This is a genomic window from Rhodococcoides kyotonense (genome assembly GCF_900188125.1).
GTDB lineage: Bacteria > Actinomycetota > Actinomycetes > Mycobacteriales > Mycobacteriaceae > Rhodococcoides > Rhodococcoides kyotonense.
The window spans coordinates 22,751-39,917 of record NZ_FZOW01000013.1 but is presented as its reverse complement, the minus strand read 5'-3'; the positions used below and the strand labels follow the sequence as shown (position 1 = coordinate 39,917).

The window sequence follows — 17,167 nt, the reverse complement described above, 5'->3', positions numbered from 1 at the left end:
CACATACTCTGTTGTATGGCAGAGCACGGATCGTCTCCCTCCAGCGCCACCATCGCATCACGGCCGACACCGGTCGAAACGCCACCGACAGGGCGCACACGCCGACTCGGTAGCGTCTTCTGGACGTCCGTTGCGGTCGCTGCGTTGTTCGTCGCGTGGGCAGTTGCGTTCACCGACAACCTGAACTCGGTGATCAGCTCGTCGCTCGATTGGACGACACAGACCTTCGGTTGGCTGTATCTGACTGTGACGCTGGGTGTTCTGGTGTTTCTCGTGTTCCTCGCGTTCAGCCCGGCAGGCGACCGTCGCCTCGGGCCTGCCGACGAGAAGCCCGAGTTCTCCACCATCAGCTGGCTCATGATGATCCTCAGCGCCGTGATGGGCATCGGCCTCATCTCCTATGGCGTAGCCGAGCCGATCTCCCACTTCGCGACGCCACCGCACGGGCTCGCCGGGCCGGGAACCCCCGAGGCCGCGGTGCGCGCGATGCAGTACTCGTACTTCGACTGGGGAGTGCACGCGTGGGCGATCTTCGCTGTGTTCGGCCTCGCCATCGCCTATTCGACGCACTGTAAGGGGCGCCGCGCCCTGGTCAGCCAGCTGTTCCGGCCACTCCTGGGCGACCGGGTCGACGGCCCGATCGGCAAGACCATCGACGTCCTCGCGGTGTTCTCGACGCTGTTCGGCACGACGACGTCACTCGGGCTCGGCGCACTGCAGATCAACAACGGATTCAACGTGCTGTTCGGCATCCCCGTCGACTCCACCTCGCAGGTGCTCATCATTGCCGCCGTGACCGCGGTGTTCACGATGTCCGCGGTGACCGGCGTCAGCCGCGGCATCAAGTACCTCAGCCATGCCAGCTCGTGGATGGCGATCGCATTGTTCGTGTTCATGCTGATCGTCGGGCCGACGATCTTCGTGATCAACCTCTACACCGAGTCGATCGGCATGTGGGCCACGGACTTCCTGCGAATGAGTCTGCAGGGCAGCGCTTTCGGCGATATCGAGTGGATGCAGGGTTGGACTTACTTCATGCTGGCGTGGTGGGTGTCGTGGGGCGCATTCGTCGGTGTGTTCCTGGCCCGTATCTCACGCGGCCGCACCATCCGCGGGTTCATCCTCGGCGTGCTCGTCGTCCCCAGCATCGTGTTCTTCACGTGGTTCACGGTGTTCGGCGGCACCGCCATCCACATCGATCTCTACCAAGGCGGCGACATCGCCGCACGCACCGCCGCCGACATCAACAGCGCATTCTTCGCGACGCTCGAGCACTTCCCCTTCGCGTCGATCACCACTGCGGTGGCGATCCTGCTGGTCGCGGTCTTCTTCATCTCCGGCGCCGACGCCAACACCTACGTGCTGTCGATGATGACCACCAACGGATCGCTGACACCGCCGCGCTGGGTGCTCGTCATGTGGGGCGTGCTGACCGGAATCACCGCCATCGTCCTGCTGTTCGCCGGCGGACTGAACGTCCTGCAGAACACCGTCATCGTGACGTCGTTGCCGTTCCTGGTGATCGTCGCAGGGCTGACGGTGGCCCTCTGGAAACAACTTGCCAACGATCGAAAGGAAGAACTCCTATGACCACCCGACGCTCGCAGCTCGAGCAGGCATGGAACGCAGCATGGGACAACGGCGACGTCGACGCTCTGGATGCGGTCCTCGCGCCCGGCTACGTGCGCTACGGATCCAACGGCCACACCACCGACCGGGCCACGTTCAAGGCGTCGATCGTCTCGACGCGGGCCGCGTTCCCAGATTTGACGACGGTCGTCGACGACATCCTGATCGACGGGGACCGCGCGGCCATCCGTTGGCACAGCACCGGCACTCACACCGGCCCGTTCCTGGGGATCCCGACGACCGGTCGCACCGTGGAGGTCAGCGGCGCCACGTTCGCCGTGTTCGACGGCGACACCATCACCGAGGAGCACGTCACGTGGGACCCGCGGGCGCTGCTCAGCGCATTGAACATCATCACCGTCGGCCAGGACTGAAAGGAATCTCATGACACAGCTCGACACCGACGTCACACCGGATCTGGTCAAGGCCGTCAACCGGCGGTTCGTCACCGGGGTCACGGTCATCACGACTCAGGTCGACGACACCCCACGCGGTCTCGCCGTCAACGCGTTCACCAGCGTTTCGCTCGAGCCGCCGACCATCATGGTGTGTGTACAGAAGACGTCGAACACGCACGACAGCCTGTTCCGGTCGTCGCACCTCGCCGTGAACATTCTGTCGGTCGAACAAGGCGATGTGGCAGCAACGTTCGCGTCGAAGGCAACCGACAAGTTCGACGGCCTCGACTGGACTCCCGGCCCGCACGGCAGCCCGCTGTTGGCGCGTAGCAGCGCGGTCATGGAGGTCGAGATTCGGGAGCGGCTGCAGGCGAACACGCATACCGTCTTCGTGTGCCGCGTCCGGCATGCCGACGTCACCGACATCGCACCGATGGTCTACAGCGCGGGCGGGTTCTTCGACGGCGGCGCCCTGCAGGCCCTGGTCTGAGCCCCAGGGGGATCAGGCGTCCGCAGCGTCCAGGCCCGCCATCACCGCGTGGTGACTGGCCTGGACGTGGTGCCGCATCAACCGCTCCGCGCCTGCACCGTCCTTCGCGACGATCAGTTCGAGGACACGATGGTGTTCGGTTTCCGAGTCCACGGACCTACCCGGTTGCGACAGCGACGTTTTCACGAGACGCCCGTAGGACAGCTGATTCATCAGAATGCGGTAGTGCGCGGACAGCTTTCCGTTGTCGGCGCCGGCGATGAGGATCTCGTGGAAGTCGCGGACCAGCTCGGCGTAGCGTTCGGTGTCACCGGCCTCGACGGCCTCGTCCGCCTCACGGACGTTGGCCTTCATCGCGTCCAACTCGGGAATGTTGCCGCGGGCTGCCATCAGCCGAGCGGCAGCGCCTTCGAGGAGTTGCTTCATCTCGAACAGCTCGTTGATCTCCCGACGCGACGGCCGTGCAACGAATGTGCCGACACGCGAACGAATCTCGACGAGACCTTCGATCTGCAACTGCTTCAGCGCTTCGCGGACGGGTGTGCGAGAGATTCCGAACGTCTCGGCCAGCGCCACTTCGGACAACGCGTCGCCGGGGTTGAGCTCGCCGTCGATGATCATCGTTCGGAGGCTGGACGCGACCTGCATCTGAAAGTTGGCCGTCACGAGCTTTCGGGGAGTCGCAGACACCATGAACAATTCCTCGATTCTGTGGCACTTGGTATGGCACGACCTTACACAACAACCCCTACCGATATGGACGTACCGCTCATGACCACGCTCATCACGCGCCACCGTGTTCGAGATTACGAACAATGGCACAACGCCTTTGCGGGCCACCAGGACAACCGTCGAGCACACGGCGCAACCGGCCATCGCATCTACCGGGACGGGAACGACATCACGGTCCTGACGCACTTCCCCGATCGACGCAGCGTCGACGAGTTTCTCGCAGATCCCGCTCTCGCGAATGTCGTTGCGGTTGCAGGCTTCGTGGACCCGCCGGTGACGGTGATCTGCGACGACGCCGATTCCCAGACGTACTGATACGTAAAGAAATCCAAAAGTCTGTGCAGCCGAAGCATTTTCACGCCCACGGGGGTTGACTTCCGGCGGCGAAAAGACAAGTGTGATCCGTATACGATCTACTGCCATACATCATGGCAAGAAGTGAGATTCTCAATGTCAGACACTCCCTCGGCGGATACCGCAGATCGCCAGTATCGAAGCAAGATCGCCGCGGTCGAGCCGTACGGCGTCGACCACATTCCCGACGTCGAACGTCACGGAACGGCTCGATCCCAGTTCTCGATCTGGTTCGCCGCCGGTATGAACTTCCCGATCATGGTCCTCGGATTCTCGGCTGTCAGCTTCGGACTGTCTCTGACGTCGGCCGTCAGCGCGATCGTCGCCGGATCGCTCATCGGAGCCGTCGTCATGGGCGTGCTGTCGCAGATGGGCGCCCGACTCGGCGTTCCGCAACAGATCCAGGCTCGCGGACCACTCGGATTCTTCGGCAACTTCATCCCCGTGGCGTACATCAACATCTTTGCTGGAATCGGCTGGGCCGCAGTGACGATCATCCTCGGCGCACAAGCCTTGCACGAACTCGCCCCGGGCATCCCCTTCTGGCTGTCGGCGCTCGTGCTCGTCAGCATTCAGCTCGTCGTAGCAGTGTTCGGCTACAACATGATTCACTTCCTGCAGAAGATTCTGTCGTTCGTACTGTTCTTCGGATTCGTGCTGATCACGGTCGTGTCGATCGTCAACAGCGACACCCTCGGTTTCGACGCGGACACCTCGGCGCCCTTCTACATCGGCGGTGTCGGCGGATGGATCACCGTCGCCGGATTCTTCATGTCGTTCCTGATCGCCTGGTGGCCGTTCGCATCCGACTACTCGCGTTATCTGCCCGACGACGACAAGACCGCCACTCGCGCAGGCCTTTACACTCTCGCGGGCAATTTCTTGACGCTCAGCTGGCTCGGCATCGCCGGTGCGCTGCTCGGCGCGTCCGCGGTCACCGGCGAGGAACCGATCGGCGCACTCGCACGCCTGACCGGTTCGTGGGCGCCGGTCGCTCTCATCGTCGTCATGCTCTCGTCGTTCTCACAGAACTTCCTCAACGTCTACGGCGGCGCGATTTCCGTTCAGACACTGCGGATTCCGGTAAGTCGTCGTACCGCGGTGGTCGTCATCTGCGTCCTCGCGTACGTCATCAGCCTGTGGGCCGGTGAAGGTTTCGAGGCCAAGTTCAAGAACTTCCTGTTCCTCGGCGCGTACCTGATCGCACCGTTCGGCGCCGCGCTGCTGCTCGACTACTTCGTCGGCGGACGCAAGGACAAGACACGCATCGAAGAACTGTACGACGAGACCCGCATCGTCAACTGGGGCTTCGCTGCCTGGGTCGTCGGCGTCGTCGCGTCGATCCCGTTCTGGAACCTGTCGTTCTACAAGGGCTGGGTCACGGTCCATCATCCGGAGTGGGGCGACCTGACCTACATCGTCGGATTCGCCGTCGCCGCAGTGGTGTACATGCTGACGTACATGCTGCCCGGTCTCCGTCGAGGCACCAAGTCCACGACGACGCAGAAGGCGAGCGTGACGTCATGAGCACACCGTCGTTCGTCACGGAAGTCGAACGCGCCGTTGCCGATATCGCGGCCGGGCGAGCCGTCGTCGTAGTCGACGATCACGACCGCGAGAACGAAGGCGACCTGATCTTCGCCGCCGAACATGCCACTGCGGAACTGGTCGCGTTCACGATCCGCCACGGTTCCGGCGTGCTGTGCGTACCGATGCGAGGAGATCGCCTCGACGCACTGAATCTCCCACCGATGGTGTCGGACAACGAAGATCCCAAGGGCACCGCGTACACGATCAGTGTCGACGCCCGCACCGGCGTCAGCACCGGCATTTCGGCGGCCGACCGTGCACGCACCCTGCGCTTGCTCGGAGCCGGCGACACTCGGGCCGAGCAGCTGACCCGCCCCGGCCACGTCTTCCCACTCCGTGCACGGGAGGGTGGCGTACTCGAGCGGCCGGGACACACCGAGGCCGCCGTCGATCTCACGTCCCTCGCCGGGCTACACCCCGCCGGCGCCATCTGCGAGATCGTCAACGACGACGGCACCATGATGCGCGGCGACGAACTCGACTCCTTCTGTGCCACACATGGATTGAACAATCTGGCCATCGCGGATATCGTCCGCTACCGCAGGTGGACGAGCGCACTGACGATCAGTCCGACCGTGGCGCTCCCCACCGAACATGCAGTGTTCCAGATGACGGCGGTCACCGACGAGAGCGGGCTCGAACACGCGGTACTCGCACTCGGTGACATCGAGGGTCAGGACGATGTACTCGTGCGCGTGCATTCCGAGTGCCTCACCGGGGACGTGTTCGGGTCGCGTCGCTGCGATTGCGGTCCGCAACTCGACCGCGCCCTCGCCGAGATCGCCCGCGTCGGAACAGGTGTCGTGGTGTACCTCCGTGGCCACGAGGGTCGCGGCATCGGGTTGCTGCAGAAGCTGCGCGCATACGAACTACAGGAACGCGGGTACGACACCGTCGACGCCAACACCGCACTCGGCCTACCTATCGACGCTCGTGACTTCGGTTGTGCAGCGCGGATTCTCGACACGCTGGGCATCAGGTCCGTCAACCTGATGACGAACAATCCGCACAAGGTGTCGGGTCTGACGTCGTACGGCACCGACGTTCTGCGGACCACCCCACTGCACGTCGAGGCCCACGATGACAACCACCGCTATCTGCTCACCAAGGCCGAGAGGCTGGGGCACGCACTCCTCACGTGAGCGAAAATGTATAGCGGGCCAGGAGCGTAGCCTGCGGAGTGACCCGAAGGCGCTATACATTTTCGCTCACGACGGGACGTTCAACGCCTCCTGCGACGACGCCTGGACGTGCATGCGCATCGCCCGCTCCGCACCCCAGGAGTCTTTCGCCTCGATCAGATCCACGACCCGTTGGTGCTCGGCGGTCGATACTGCAAGCCGTCCAGGATGTTCGACCGTCCGTAGCACCAACCGCTGATACGCCAGCTGATTCATGAGCCGACGGTAATGCTCGACGAGCTTCGAGTTGTCGCTACCTTCCACGATGGTCTCGTGGAACTGCTTGACCAGCGCGACGTACTTGGTGACGTTGTTGGCCCGCACCGCCGCGTCGGATTCGGCGAGATTCGCTCGCAGGATGTCGAGTTCCTCGATCGGCCCACGCTTGGCCATCAGGCCCGCGGCCAACCCTTCGAGCGCCTCCTTGACCTCAAACAGTTCGGCGACTTCCCGACGCGTAGGCTCACGAACGAACGTGCCGACCTTCGACCTGATCTCGACGAGACCTTCGTTCTGAAGTTGTTTCAGCGCCTCACGCACCGGAGTGCGGCTGACGTGGAACGCCTCCGTCAGCCGCTGCTCGGAAATGGGACTGCCGGGCGGGTATTCCCCGCTCAGCACCAGTTCTCGGAGCTTGTCCAGTAGTGACGCTTCCACCGATCGACCAAGCGTCATGACGCTCCCTCCTTCAGCTCAGTGAAACCTGATCACCGGTTTCGTCTGTGTCATGTCGATCATTCCAGCGATGGCGTCGTTGATATCGGCAAGTGCGAATCGCCCGGAGATCATACGGTCGAATCCGAACCGCTCGCCGGTGAGTGCGAGGAAGTCGAGCGCCTGCTTGTAGTAGGCGATCGAGCCCGAGAATGCGCCGACGACTTCGAGGTTCTTCATCGTGATCCGGCTGGCGACGACGGACGACTCGGTCGCCGACACCTGCCCCATCAGCACGTAGCGTGCGCCTTTCGCGGCGATGTCGAGGCCTTCGGCAAACGCCGTCGGACCGCCGGACATTTCGACGAGCAGGTCGGGACGGACTCCGCCGGTGATGCGGAGGATCTCGTCCCGCCGTGCTTCGGTCGTCGGGAATTCGTCGATGCTGACCACGGATGTCGCGCCGAACTCGCGAGCCATCTCGAGCCGCGAGTCGGGCCCGCCGACGACGATCAAGTGCCGCGCGGGCGTCAGGGACAGCATGGCCGTCGCGAACAGTCCCACCGGCCCTGCGCCCTGCACGAGGATGCACGCACCGGGCGCAACAGCACCGAGCTTCTCGACGGCATTGGCCGCCGACCGGACCGCACATGCCGCCACGCTGGCGAGCTCGTCGGGAACGGCATCGGGGACCTTGACGCGTCCGCTGTTCGGCAGCACGTATGCGTGCGTCGAGAATCCGCCCAGCACATAGGGATACGCGTCGACGTTCGCATACCCGTACATGCGCGGGTTTTCGCACAAAGCAGAGTCCCGACGCGTCATGCACGCGGGACAATGCCCGCACGACGCGTGCGACCAGATGACTCGGTCGCCGATCTCGAGTGGTTCGCCGAACGAGTCGGTCTGCGGACCGTCGCCGAATCCGGTGATCCGGCCGACCATCTCGTGGCCCTGGATGCTGGGCAGCGCGGCCGGTATGGTCAGGTGCCCTTTCCACCCGTGTACGTCGGTGCCGCAGATGGAGCTGGCGAGCATCTCGACGAGAAGCGCACCGGGCTCGAGCTCGTCGGGCAGCGGTACTTCTCGTAGTTCGATCGGTTCGCCGTATCCAACGGTGACCGCCGCGAGCGTTGTTGCGGTCATTCCACGAACTCGTTGGTGTAGGCCTTCGTGGCGTCGAGATTCTGCAGGCCCTGCGACTGTTCCAGCAGTTCGACGTTGGCGACGTAGCCGTCGGTCGGCATCTTGCCGTCCTTGGTGAACATCGGCAGTGTGCCGTCGAGAACGCGGGTGTACATCTCGCGGTCGGTGCCGGTGAGGTTCTCGGGCATGACCTCGGTGATCTCGGCTGCGGTGTGCGTGCTCATCCATTCGAGGGCGCGCTTGACGGCAGAGGCCACCTTGCCCGCGTCGTCGCTACGCTCGTCGACCCAGGCCGATTTCGCGTACAGGGTCTCCGCGGCGTAGCCACCGTCGCCGAACATCTGCTTGTTGCCCTCGACGGTACGCGTGTCGATGAGCGTCGACGTGCCGGGGTTGCGCTGCTCGAACTGGCTGAATGCCGGCTCGTACATCCAGCCCGCGTCGACCTGTCCCGATTCCAACGCCGCGACCGCGCTCGCTCCGGTGCCGGTGCTGACGCTGCTGACGTCGCTCATGGACAAGCCTGCCTGGCCGAGCACCAAGGCGAAGTACGCGTCCTCGGCGGAGCCGGGTGCTGCGACGCCGACGGGCTTGCCCTTCAGATCCCCGACGGTGGTGACGCTGCCCGAGCTCGACGGCGGCACCGCGAGCACTGCACCCGGGCTGTCGGACAGAACCGTGAATGCCGTCAGCGCTTGGCCTTTCGACTGCATACGGAGCGTGTGGTCGAAGAAGCTGGCGGCCACGTCGGCGCTGCCCGACGCCACGGCCTCCAATGCTTTGGTGCCCGACTGCATGTCGGTCAGCGAGACGTTAACGCCTGCTTCGTCGAAGTATCCGAGCTCGTCGGCGACGACGAGAGGCACGTTGTGCAAGTTGGTGAGGCCGGCGACGGCGATGTTCACTTCACCGGGCGAGCCGGCCGCGCCTCCCTGCGCACAGGCGGTGGTGGTCAACAGCGCAGCCGCACCCGCGGCGATGGCTGCCTTCTTCAGTACCGAATGGATCGTCATGTCGTATATGCCTTTTCGTGGTTTCAGTTGCGTCCGACGGAGCGCCAAGCCAGTAGCCTGCGTTCGGCCTTGCCGATGAAGAATTCGATGACGAGGACGAACACCATCAGCGTCACCATGCCTGCGAAGACACCTGTGGTGTCGAAAGTTCCTTGAGATTGCGCGATTACGTACCCGATGCCGCGGAACGCACCCATGTACTCGCCGGTGACTACGCCGATGATCGCGAAGCCGATACTCGAATGCAGGCTCGAGAAGATCAGTCCCAGCGCACTCGGCAGGTAGACGGTCTTCAGCAGTTGCCATTCGCTCGCACCGAGCATGCGGGAGTTGTCGATCAGTGGACGCGATACACCCTTCATCGCTTCGAGAGTGTTGAAGAAGACCAGGAAGAACACCAGCGTGACGCCGAGCGCGATCTTCGATCCGATGCCGAGTCCGAACCACAGCAAGAAGATCGGCGCGAGCAGCAGACGCGGCATGGCGTTGAACATCTTGATGTATGGGTCGAACAGCCGCTCGAGGAAATGCACACGGCCGAGCAAGGTTCCGAACAACAGACCGAGCACGGCACCGATGACGAAGCTGAGCAACGTCGCCTGGCCCGTCGCGATCAGGTGTGTGTAGATGGATCCCGACGTGAACCAGTCGTAGATCCGCGTCGCCACCGACACCGGGTCACTGAAGAAGAAGGGATCGAGAAACCCTGTGCTGGCGCCGATTTGCCAGAATGCCAGGATCGCCACGCCCAACGCGATCTGGCAGGCGATCATCACCGGACTGCCGAGGCGTCGCTTCCGTGGCGCCCGAGTCTTGGCGTTGTCGCGGGTCTTCAGGGCACTGTCCATCACTGTCATCGTTGGCCTTCCTTCACGCCGACGTGGACGAGTACGTGTGCAGCACTTCCTTTTTCAGGCAGGACCACACCTCCTCGTAGATCTGTTGGTATTCGGGGCTCTGCTTGATGTCGAGCAGATCGCGTGGACGCTCGATCGGCACGTCGAACCGGCCGGCGAACGTACTCGCGGGACCTGCACTGAGAACGTAGATTTCGTCGGACAGAGCGACGGCCTCGTCGAGGTCGTGGGTGATGAACAACGCGCCTGCGCCCGACGTCTGCCACACCCGCAGCACCTCCTGCTGCATGATCAGGCGCGTCTGCGCGTCGAGCGACGAGAACGGTTCGTCCATCAGAATCAGGTCGGGGTCGGTGATCCACATCTGCGCCAAAGAGACTCGGCGACGCTGCCCGCCACTCAGCTGCGACGGGTAGCGGTCCTCGAACCCGGCGAGCCCGACCTTGCGCAACCAGTCACGCGCCAGCTCCCGCGATTCCCGACGGTTCGCGCCGCGATAGTCGAGCGACAGTGCGACGTTGTCGACGGCCTTGCGCCACGGCAGAAGCGTGTCCCGCTGGAACAGGTAGCCGGCACTCGTGTTGAGGCCGTTCAGCGTCGTTCCATTGGAGAAGACCATGCCCGACGCCGGCTGCAGCAGCCCGGCCACCATGTTGAGGATCGTCGACTTGCCCGATCCCGTCGGCCCGACGACCGTCACCAACTTGCCTCGTTGGATCGAGAGGTTGATATCCCGAACGGCCGTGTAGGCGCCGGACCCGGTATCGGGGAAAACGACTGAGCAATCTACGAGCTGCGCGACGCTGTCTCTCACCGCAAGCCCGGAACCTGTATCGGCCATGTACTTCCATCCCATCTCGTGCTGTCTTCATGCATTTAACAGCAGACGTTGTACACATGAGAGGGAATTGACGGAATGCAACATAAAGGCACTTGTACGTTACTTTGAGCGTGTTCTACGAAACCTCGTCTTTACAATAAGCGGTTCACAGACCTCTCTGATGTATACTTGTCACGTGCACGGAAATACATAGAGGGCCTGGAGCGTAGCCTGCGGAGCGACCAGAAGACCCAGTGCATTTTCGTGCACATGCGGGCGGAGCCCACCTACTCGAGCCGGTCCAGCAGCTCGACCGCCGCCCGCGCGTACTCGCCGATCCACCGGTCCGAGATGCGCTTGATCGGCAGGGGCGCGAGCGAGAGATGACGCTCCCTGCCCACCTTGCGGCCCGTCACCAGCTCGGCCTTCTCGAGCACACGCAGATGCTGCAGAGCCGTCGTCCGATCCACTTCGACGAGCAAAGCGCACAGCTCGCCCGTCGTGCGGGGCGCTTCCTTGAGGATGTCGAGCATGCGACGACGGATCGGCGACGCGAGGGCTTTGAAGACCCGATCGTCGTCGTCGGTCTTGTGCTCGGAATGCGACATGTTGTAAAAATACAACATGACTGAAAATCTGACGGAACTATCCTTCACCGTGTCGGGGCGGATCTCACGTCCGATCGCAGAGGTCTACGAGGCAGTGGCCGATCCCGCGCAGTTGTCCAAGTACTTCACCACCGGCGGCGCGCGCGGGCGACTCGAACCCGGGGCCGAGGTGTCGTGGGATTTCCACGACTTCCCTGGCGCGTTCCCGGTTCAGGTCGTCGAGGCCGATCCACCGAAACGCATCGTGATTCGCTGGGAGGGCGAGGGTTCGTCCGCCGAAGACGGCCACACCACAACGACTTTCGAGTTCGAGTCGCTCGACGACGACACTCGCACCCTCGTCACCATCACCGAATCCTCGTGGAGGCCGACCGCAACCGGCGCCAAGAACGCCTTCGGCAACTGCCAGGGATGGACGGGAATGCTTGCGGCACTCAAGGTGTGGGTCGAGCACGGCATCAATCTGCGCGACGGCTTCTACAAGTAGAGCGTTATAGCCTCGACGCCATCTCGTTACCTCTCCGTTGCCATTCGGGTTCCGATCCGGAGACTTCGCGCTGCCAAGCTCGTGTGCAGAATGTCCGCACGCGAGAAGGGAATCCGATGACAAGCCCGGAGCACGACGACGACACCGAACCTCGTCCCACGTCTTTCCTGCAGATGTTCCTCGACGCCGAGAACCGCGACGACGCGGAGTCCCAGTAGTCGCAAGCCGTCAGAGCCGACGCGCGATCAAAGAGCCGTGCGGCCTGGTTCCTGGGTCTTGCCTCGTATGGGTTTCGACAACCTCGAACCCGGCGCCCTCTACCTCCTCGGCCAATCGCGCGGCCGGCCATCGGTACGCGGTGATGACGGCGTGCTCGAAGCTCTCGACCTCTGGTCCCTCGAAAAATCCCAGCAGCACACCACCTCCTGGCGCGAGTGCACGAGCGAACTCGGTGAGCGGTTCCCGCAGCGTGTCGGGGGTGTAATGGATCGTCGAGTACCAGCTGAGAATTCCGCCGAGTGAACCATCGGCGACACCGAGAGCAGAGATGTCGCCGACGCGAAATCCCCGGCCCGGGTATTGCCGACGCGCGTGTTCGATGAACTGCTCGCTCAGGTCGACGCCTTCGATCTCGACGCCCTGTTCGGCCAACAGATGGGTCCAATGCCCCGGGCCGCATCCGGCGTCGACGACAGGGCCTTTGAGCCCACGCGCCCAGGTCAGGACGACAGTGTGGTCGTCGGGATGCACCGATTCCATCGTCCCGAAGAGGTCCACGTATTCCGTCGCGCGGCTGGAATATGCAGCAGCAACAGCCTCACCCGAATGCGTCATGGCGCAGAAGGTACAACCGGGCACCGACAGATTTGGGCGCGGTCAGTTCCGACGCTCGGTGAGGTGGACGATCACCGAATCTCCGTCGGCCTTCCCGATCGCCTTGCGGACCGCGGCGTTGATCGGAAGCTTGTGCGTACCGTCGCCGAGCGCCATGAACGCGCCTTGGAACGGGTGGCCATCGACGGTCCCCGTCACCTTGACGAGGCCTCGGGTTCCGAAGATGGTCGCCGAATCGGGAAGTTTCACGCACGTCCACGTGTCACCCTCCTGAGCCTTCCCGAGCACGGCAGAGAACCGAATATCCAGCGGGCCAGGCATGTTCACTCTCCCGTCGTATCGAATTCGCGGACATCGGCGTCGAGAATCGCGGCCTGTTGATCGGAATCCGGTCCCGATCCGCGGAACGCCATCAGCTCGTCACGCCCGACCCAACGCTCGTACACATTGATGCGCGACGAGTCGACGAGGTCGGCCCCCAGCGCGAAGTCCAGACAGCCCTCGGCCTCCCGCGCGAGCCGTACGACGTCGTCGCAGCCCGCGAGGTAGACGTCCCTGTCACTCACTATCAGATGTCCGGCAACGATGATCATGCGAGGTAGACCTGCGACGGCAGCAATTTTCACCGGTCGCGATCGATCCGACTACCGACGACTGGAATCCTTGGCGCGGATGTAGCAGTTCTCGCGGTCGATAGAATACCGACAGCCCCGTTTGCAACAGTGTCGGCGGCCTTCGCCATACTCTCTGCGTGCTGATGGCTTATATAGACGAAACTGGCGACACCGGCTTGATTTCGAATGGCGGTACCAACTGCTATGCCCTTGGATGTGTGCTGATCGAGGACTCGCAGTGGCCGAAGGCGTTCGACAGCCTGCTTGCGTTTCGCAATCGACTATCGACGACGTACAGCATCAACCAGCGGTGGGAGCTGAAGGCTAATTTCCTCATTCGTGGCGGCGGACCATTGAAGCAACTAGGGCTACCCCCTGCCGTTCGCCATCTCGTATATCGAGGTCATCTACGAATACTTCAAGAGTTGAATGCTCGAGCATTTTCCGTCGTAGTAGACAAGAATGCTCTGTCTCTTTCCGGCCAGGATTGCTTCCACCTGGCGTGGGAGACGATGATGAATCGCTTGGAGCGGACGAGCACCAAGGAGAAATCGACCTTGATGGTATTCCATGACGAAGGAGAGGATCACGCAGTCAGGCGAGAGTTTCGAAAGGCTCGTCGCTACCTGACCGCAGGCAGTGCGTTCGGAACGGGCCATGTCAGATCGAAGGGCACACTTTTTCTCGATGATCCGGTGTCTCGAGCCTCGCACAATTCCCACTTCATCCAAATCGCGGACATGTTCGCTTATGCAGGTTGGCGCACCTATATGGCGCCGAGCGCGAAGGTCGCACAGGTCTGCCCCTCGGACATGTGGAAGAACCTTGGCGACGCAACCCACAAGGCTGTCAACGGTTTGACCAGACGGGGCGCTCCTGGCGTCGTGCTGCGCAAGTAAAGGCCCCCCAGTGTCACCTGGGGGGCGGCTAGCGCCTAGCCAATCCATTGGGAAAGGTTGAGCGCTGATAGCCACGCTACACGCGATGGTGCCGATTGTCGTCGATCCTTCCCACTGAAACGCCGCTTGGACCGCCACCGAACGCCCACGGCTGACGTTCGGGCCGCAGATAGCTAATCCTGGGCGCTAGAGTCGAACCGACACGACTGGCGCAGGTAGGGAACTACCGGGGAGTGAAGTCGAGGACGTCGTCCGCCTGGGCGTTCTCCGCACAGAGCGGAGAACTGCATGCCCGCAAGATTGCTCGACGGCGTTTCCCTCGCCGCATCCACGTTGGAGACCGTCTCCGCTGAGGCAGTCGACTTCGCCGCATCGACCGGACGTAAGCCGTGCCTCGCGACGGTCCTGGTCGGCGACGACCCGTCCTCGCACGTCTACGTACGCATGAAGGTGAACCGTTCGCGGAAAGTCGGGATCGATTCGCGTCGCATCGACCTCCCCGAGTCGACCACGACGGGCGAACTACTGTCGGTCCTCCACGACCTCTCCTCCGACCCGGCAGTCGACGCCATTCTGCTTCAGCACCCGGTCCCCGCACACATCGACGAGCGCGCGGCATTCGAAGCCATCGATCCACGCAAGGATGTCGACGGCGTGACGCGAACGTCGTTCGCGCAGATGGCTTTCGGTGAGCCCGGCTTCAGCTCCGCCACTCCCGGCGGAATCATGAGACTCCTCGACGCCGACAACGTCCAGCTCGCCGGCGCATCCGCCGTGGTCATCGGCCGGAGCCCAATCCTGGGCAAACCCGTCGGGATGTTGCTCCTTGCCGCCGATGCCACAGTCACTCTCTGTCACTCCAAAACCACCGATCTCGCCGACGAGGTCCGACGCGCGGATGTCGTCATTGCAGCTGTCGGGCGGCCGGAGTTCATCCGCGGCGACTGGATCAAGCCGGGAGCCGTCGTCATCGACGCGGGGTACAACGAGGGCAATATCGGCGACGTCGAATTCAGCGCCGCGGCCGAGCGCGCCGGCCTCATCACTCCGGTTCCAGGAGGGGTCGGTCCGATGACAATCGCAGTGCTGCTCGACCAGACAGTTCAGGCTGCGAAGGCCCTGGCTGACGTTCGGTGAAAATAGCCTCCTCTATTTGGGATCCGAACCCTCTGCAGGGGGTTCGGATCCCAAATAGAGGAGGTTTTTCGACGGTCAACGCCGCGAATCGTCGACTACCGGAGATTTTCGCTGGGCGCTCGGGCAGAATTGGGTACGGAAAGGCTTCAGACACTTCACATTTACTGATGCGAAGGAAAAGGACCGTGGAATCCTTGAACGATGCATCCGAACCCCAGCGTGAAGACCTGATCGAAACCTGCGACATCTGCATCGTCGGTGCCGGTATCGCCGGGCTGAATGCTGCGGCGGTCGCATCGCAGTATCTGTCGCGAGACCAGAAGATCGTCCTCGTCGACCGTCGTCCCAGATCCGGCGGGATGTGGGTCGACACCTACCCCTATGTTCGCCTGCACCAGCCGCACCCACTGTTCACTGCGGGGAACATCGAGTGGACTCTGGATGAGGATCGCTCGCACTTAGCGACGAAGTCCGAAGTCCTGGACCACTTCGACCACTGCATCGACGTCATCGAGCAGCGCGTCTCCTTGGTCGAATACTACGGATGGACAGTCGATGACCACGTCGAGTCGGAATCCGGCAACCGCCTGACAGCGAAATCGATTTCAGGGCAGCGCCTTACGATCCAAGCTCAGCGAGTGATCAAGGCGAGCGGGCTCGAGATCAACCCCAAACAGCCACTTCAGGTGTCCAGCAGCCGTATTCATTCCGTCTCACCGGACTACTTCGATTTCCGCGGCCACGACATGCGAGGGAGTCGCGCACCGATCTGGATCGTCGGCGGCGGGAAGACGGCGATGGATACCGCTCACCTCGCGGTCACCGAGTATCCCGGCCGAGAGGTCAACATCATCGCTGGACAGGGAACTTACTTCATCGACCGAGACAAGTTGGTACCCAACGGAACTCGACGACTGCTGAGCGGGACGCTTCCAACTCGCCTGTTCAACACAGCCGCGCTTCGTTTCGATGGGACGAACGAGGACGACGTCAGGGAGTGGTTCCAGTCGGACTACGCAGTCCAGCCAGTTCGACCGTCACGTCAGTTCTTCAACGGTCTACTGTCGAAGTCGGAAGCAGAAGCAATCTCTTCCAAGGTATCTACCGTGGACATGGAGTATTTCGAGGACGCGATCGACCACCCCGACGGAATCGAACTTCGCTACCGGAGTGGCAGAACACGGCACATCCCGCCTGGTAGCTGGCTGGTCAACTGCTCGGGCTACATTTTCCGAGACAACTCGGCCTACGAGCCATACGTCTCATCTCGTGGCACCGCCGTGTCGATCAATACGCGTTCCGTGACAATTGGTTTCAGTTCGTTCGCGGGATACTTCCTGACGCATCTCTTGCTTCTCGGCAAGCTCGACGAAGTACCGCTGTACGAGCTCGACGCCGAGGACCTCACTCGCAAGGCGAAAGAGACTTTGGTGTGGACCGCGCTTGCATTGAACCAACACAACCTGAGCGTCATCTTCGACGCTGTCCCGCAGAAAGTCTTTCAGGACTGCGGCCTGAATTTCGATCGTTGGTACCCCGTGCACCGCAGGATGATCGGCACCCTCGCCTTCCTGCGGACACATCACCGGGACCGCGAACACCACAGAAAGACGCTGGACACAGTGCGCGAGCGTTTCGACGTCAGGTGCGGGCCCCTGCAGAGGTGAAGCCGACTGCCCGGTCCCTGCGACTCGGTGCGGTCGTATTTCAGCTGCCCATTCCGG

At 62.6% G+C, this 17,167-nt stretch carries 20 protein-coding genes and 1 riboswitch; of the genes, 10 read left to right on the top strand and 10 right to left on the bottom strand.

The genetic code is table 11. From position 1 onward, the window contains the following. Nucleotides 1–15 precede the first annotated feature (15 nt). From CHB96_RS20455 to CHB96_RS20445, 3 genes are read left to right on the top strand one after another with little or no spacing between them, the layout of a single operon-like run. Nucleotides 16–1,590 (top strand): BCCT family transporter, encoded by a 1,575-nt coding sequence (locus tag CHB96_RS20455; RefSeq protein WP_089249682.1) that lies wholly within the window; start codon nucleotides 16–18, stop codon nucleotides 1,588–1,590. Further along, on the top strand, nucleotides 1,587–2,003 hold the full coding sequence (locus CHB96_RS20450; RefSeq protein WP_089249680.1) for an ester cyclase: 417 nt from the start codon (nucleotides 1,587–1,589) through the stop codon (nucleotides 2,001–2,003). The genes CHB96_RS20455 and CHB96_RS20450 overlap by 4 nt, the downstream gene beginning before the upstream one ends. A 10-nt stretch (nucleotides 2,004–2,013) precedes the next feature. Beyond that, the gene (locus CHB96_RS20445) at nucleotides 2,014–2,517 is read left to right on the top strand and encodes a flavin reductase family protein (protein WP_089249678.1); all 504 of its coding nucleotides are present in this window, start codon (nucleotides 2,014–2,016) and stop codon (nucleotides 2,515–2,517) included. A gap of 12 nt (nucleotides 2,518–2,529) precedes the next feature. Here the strand turns inward: CHB96_RS20445 and CHB96_RS20440 are convergent, their stop codons facing one another. Next, nucleotides 2,530–3,210, bottom strand: a complete 681-nt coding sequence (locus CHB96_RS20440; RefSeq protein WP_089249676.1) for a GntR family transcriptional regulator — start codon at nucleotides 3,208–3,210, stop codon at nucleotides 2,530–2,532. A gap of 78 nt (nucleotides 3,211–3,288) precedes the next feature. Here CHB96_RS20440 and CHB96_RS20435 point away from each other — a divergent pair, with 78 nt between their 5' ends. The 3 genes from CHB96_RS20435 to CHB96_RS20425 all read left to right on the top strand — a co-directional run bounded on the left by CHB96_RS20435 (nucleotide 3,289) and on the right by CHB96_RS20425 (nucleotide 6,335). Further along, complete coding sequence (locus CHB96_RS20435) at nucleotides 3,289–3,564, top strand: putative antibiotic biosynthesis monooxygenase (RefSeq protein WP_141136514.1); 276 nt, start codon at nucleotides 3,289–3,291, stop codon at nucleotides 3,562–3,564. A 135-nt stretch (nucleotides 3,565–3,699) separates the two neighbouring features. Then, nucleotides 3,700–5,130 (top strand): purine-cytosine permease family protein, encoded by a 1,431-nt coding sequence (locus CHB96_RS20430; protein ID WP_089249913.1) that lies wholly within the window; start codon nucleotides 3,700–3,702, stop codon nucleotides 5,128–5,130. Next, a complete protein-coding gene (locus CHB96_RS20425; RefSeq protein WP_089249672.1) occupies nucleotides 5,127–6,335 on the top strand; it encodes a bifunctional 3,4-dihydroxy-2-butanone-4-phosphate synthase/GTP cyclohydrolase II in 1,209 nt (402 codons plus the stop codon). The genes CHB96_RS20430 and CHB96_RS20425 overlap by 4 nt, the downstream gene beginning before the upstream one ends. 66 nt (nucleotides 6,336–6,401) lie before the next feature. On the opposite strand, the gene CHB96_RS20420 is transcribed toward CHB96_RS20425, so the two are convergent. The 6 genes from CHB96_RS20420 to CHB96_RS20395 form a co-directional block, all read right to left on the bottom strand. Beyond that, a complete protein-coding gene (locus CHB96_RS20420) occupies nucleotides 6,402–7,049 on the bottom strand; it encodes a GntR family transcriptional regulator (protein ID WP_089249670.1) in 648 nt (215 codons plus the stop codon). An 18-nt stretch (nucleotides 7,050–7,067) separates the two neighbouring features. Then, a complete protein-coding gene (locus CHB96_RS29430) occupies nucleotides 7,068–8,174 on the bottom strand; it encodes a zinc-binding dehydrogenase (protein WP_176444402.1) in 1,107 nt (368 codons plus the stop codon). Further along, nucleotides 8,171–9,187, bottom strand: a complete 1,017-nt coding sequence (locus tag CHB96_RS20410; protein ID WP_089249668.1) for an ABC transporter substrate-binding protein — start codon at nucleotides 9,185–9,187, stop codon at nucleotides 8,171–8,173. The genes CHB96_RS29430 and CHB96_RS20410 overlap by 4 nt, the downstream gene beginning before the upstream one ends. Nucleotides 9,188–9,210: 23 nt before the next feature. Next, the gene (locus CHB96_RS20405) at nucleotides 9,211–10,044 is read right to left on the bottom strand and encodes an ABC transporter permease (RefSeq protein WP_245865957.1); all 834 of its coding nucleotides are present in this window, start codon (nucleotides 10,042–10,044) and stop codon (nucleotides 9,211–9,213) included. 13 nt (nucleotides 10,045–10,057) lie between these two features. Beyond that, a complete protein-coding gene (locus CHB96_RS20400) occupies nucleotides 10,058–10,885 on the bottom strand; it encodes an ABC transporter ATP-binding protein (RefSeq protein WP_089249907.1) in 828 nt (275 codons plus the stop codon). A 266-nt stretch (nucleotides 10,886–11,151) separates the two neighbouring features. Beyond that, nucleotides 11,152–11,472: an ArsR/SmtB family transcription factor gene (locus CHB96_RS20395; RefSeq protein ID WP_245865956.1), complete on the bottom strand. Its 321-nt coding sequence runs from the start codon at nucleotides 11,470–11,472 to the stop codon at nucleotides 11,152–11,154. A 16-nt stretch (nucleotides 11,473–11,488) separates the two neighbouring features. Between CHB96_RS20395 and CHB96_RS20390 the strand changes: the two genes are divergently transcribed. Then, complete coding sequence (locus CHB96_RS20390) at nucleotides 11,489–11,959, top strand: SRPBCC family protein (protein WP_089249664.1); 471 nt, start codon at nucleotides 11,489–11,491, stop codon at nucleotides 11,957–11,959. A gap of 228 nt (nucleotides 11,960–12,187) precedes the next feature. On the opposite strand, the gene CHB96_RS20385 is transcribed toward CHB96_RS20390, so the two are convergent. From CHB96_RS20385 to CHB96_RS20375, 3 genes are read right to left on the bottom strand one after another with little or no spacing between them, the layout of a single operon-like run. Continuing rightward, nucleotides 12,188–12,793, bottom strand: a complete 606-nt coding sequence (locus CHB96_RS20385; RefSeq protein WP_089249662.1) for a class I SAM-dependent methyltransferase — start codon at nucleotides 12,791–12,793, stop codon at nucleotides 12,188–12,190. 42 nt (nucleotides 12,794–12,835) lie between these two features. Continuing rightward, on the bottom strand, nucleotides 12,836–13,114 hold the full coding sequence (locus CHB96_RS20380) for a DUF1905 domain-containing protein (RefSeq protein WP_089249660.1): 279 nt from the start codon (nucleotides 13,112–13,114) through the stop codon (nucleotides 12,836–12,838). Nucleotides 13,115–13,116: 2 nt separating this feature from the next. Continuing rightward, nucleotides 13,117–13,386: a putative quinol monooxygenase gene (locus tag CHB96_RS20375; RefSeq protein WP_089249905.1), complete on the bottom strand. Its 270-nt coding sequence runs from the start codon at nucleotides 13,384–13,386 to the stop codon at nucleotides 13,117–13,119. 164 nt (nucleotides 13,387–13,550) lie between these two features. Here CHB96_RS20375 and CHB96_RS20370 point away from each other — a divergent pair, with 164 nt between their 5' ends. The 3 genes from CHB96_RS20370 to CHB96_RS20360 all read left to right on the top strand — a co-directional run bounded on the left by CHB96_RS20370 (nucleotide 13,551) and on the right by CHB96_RS20360 (nucleotide 17,110). Beyond that, entirely contained in the window at nucleotides 13,551–14,306 is a 756-nt protein-coding gene (locus tag CHB96_RS20370; RefSeq protein ID WP_089249903.1) for a DUF3800 domain-containing protein, read from the top strand. A gap of 192 nt (nucleotides 14,307–14,498) precedes the next feature. Next, nucleotides 14,499–14,575, top strand: a riboswitch (ZMP/ZTP riboswitch). A gap of 19 nt (nucleotides 14,576–14,594) precedes the next feature. Next, complete coding sequence (locus tag CHB96_RS20365) at nucleotides 14,595–15,443, top strand: bifunctional 5,10-methylenetetrahydrofolate dehydrogenase/5,10-methenyltetrahydrofolate cyclohydrolase (RefSeq protein ID WP_089249658.1); 849 nt, start codon at nucleotides 14,595–14,597, stop codon at nucleotides 15,441–15,443. Between the two features lie 185 nt (nucleotides 15,444–15,628). Then, nucleotides 15,629–17,110, top strand: a complete 1,482-nt coding sequence (locus tag CHB96_RS20360; RefSeq protein WP_245865954.1) for an FAD-dependent oxidoreductase — start codon at nucleotides 15,629–15,631, stop codon at nucleotides 17,108–17,110. The last annotated feature ends 57 nt before the right edge of the window (nucleotides 17,111–17,167 follow it).

Bases quoted from the DNA above. Each gene is read 5' to 3' on its own strand.
- CHB96_RS20455 (WP_089249682.1), top strand. From the start codon at position 16: ATGGCAGAGCACGGATCGTCTCCCTCCAGCGCCACCATCGCATCACGG.
- CHB96_RS20450 (WP_089249680.1), top strand. From the start codon at position 1,587: ATGACCACCCGACGCTCGCAGCTCGAGCAGGCATGGAACGCAGCATGG.
- CHB96_RS20445 (WP_089249678.1), top strand. From the start codon at position 2,014: ATGACACAGCTCGACACCGACGTCACACCGGATCTGGTCAAGGCCGTC.
- CHB96_RS20440 (WP_089249676.1), bottom strand. From the start codon at position 3,210: ATGGTGTCTGCGACTCCCCGAAAGCTCGTGACGGCCAACTTTCAGATG.
- CHB96_RS20435 (WP_141136514.1), top strand. From the start codon at position 3,289: ATGACCACGCTCATCACGCGCCACCGTGTTCGAGATTACGAACAATGG.
- CHB96_RS20430 (WP_089249913.1), top strand. From the start codon at position 3,700: ATGTCAGACACTCCCTCGGCGGATACCGCAGATCGCCAGTATCGAAGC.
- CHB96_RS20425 (WP_089249672.1), top strand. From the start codon at position 5,127: ATGAGCACACCGTCGTTCGTCACGGAAGTCGAACGCGCCGTTGCCGAT.
- CHB96_RS20420 (WP_089249670.1), bottom strand. From the start codon at position 7,049: ATGACGCTTGGTCGATCGGTGGAAGCGTCACTACTGGACAAGCTCCGA.
- CHB96_RS29430 (WP_176444402.1), bottom strand. From the start codon at position 8,174: ATGACCGCAACAACGCTCGCGGCGGTCACCGTTGGATACGGCGAACCG.
- CHB96_RS20410 (WP_089249668.1), bottom strand. From the start codon at position 9,187: ATGACGATCCATTCGGTACTGAAGAAGGCAGCCATCGCCGCGGGTGCG.
- CHB96_RS20405 (WP_245865957.1), bottom strand. From the start codon at position 10,044: ATGACAGTGATGGACAGTGCCCTGAAGACCCGCGACAACGCCAAGACT.
- CHB96_RS20400 (WP_089249907.1), bottom strand. From the start codon at position 10,885: ATGGCCGATACAGGTTCCGGGCTTGCGGTGAGAGACAGCGTCGCGCAG.
- CHB96_RS20395 (WP_245865956.1), bottom strand. From the start codon at position 11,472: ATGTCGCATTCCGAGCACAAGACCGACGACGACGATCGGGTCTTCAAA.
- CHB96_RS20390 (WP_089249664.1), top strand. From the start codon at position 11,489: ATGACTGAAAATCTGACGGAACTATCCTTCACCGTGTCGGGGCGGATC.
- CHB96_RS20385 (WP_089249662.1), bottom strand. From the start codon at position 12,793: ATGACGCATTCGGGTGAGGCTGTTGCTGCTGCATATTCCAGCCGCGCG.
- CHB96_RS20380 (WP_089249660.1), bottom strand. From the start codon at position 13,114: ATGCCTGGCCCGCTGGATATTCGGTTCTCTGCCGTGCTCGGGAAGGCT.
- CHB96_RS20375 (WP_089249905.1), bottom strand. From the start codon at position 13,386: ATGATCATCGTTGCCGGACATCTGATAGTGAGTGACAGGGACGTCTAC.
- CHB96_RS20370 (WP_089249903.1), top strand. From the start codon at position 13,551: ATGGCTTATATAGACGAAACTGGCGACACCGGCTTGATTTCGAATGGC.
- CHB96_RS20365 (WP_089249658.1), top strand. From the start codon at position 14,595: ATGCCCGCAAGATTGCTCGACGGCGTTTCCCTCGCCGCATCCACGTTG.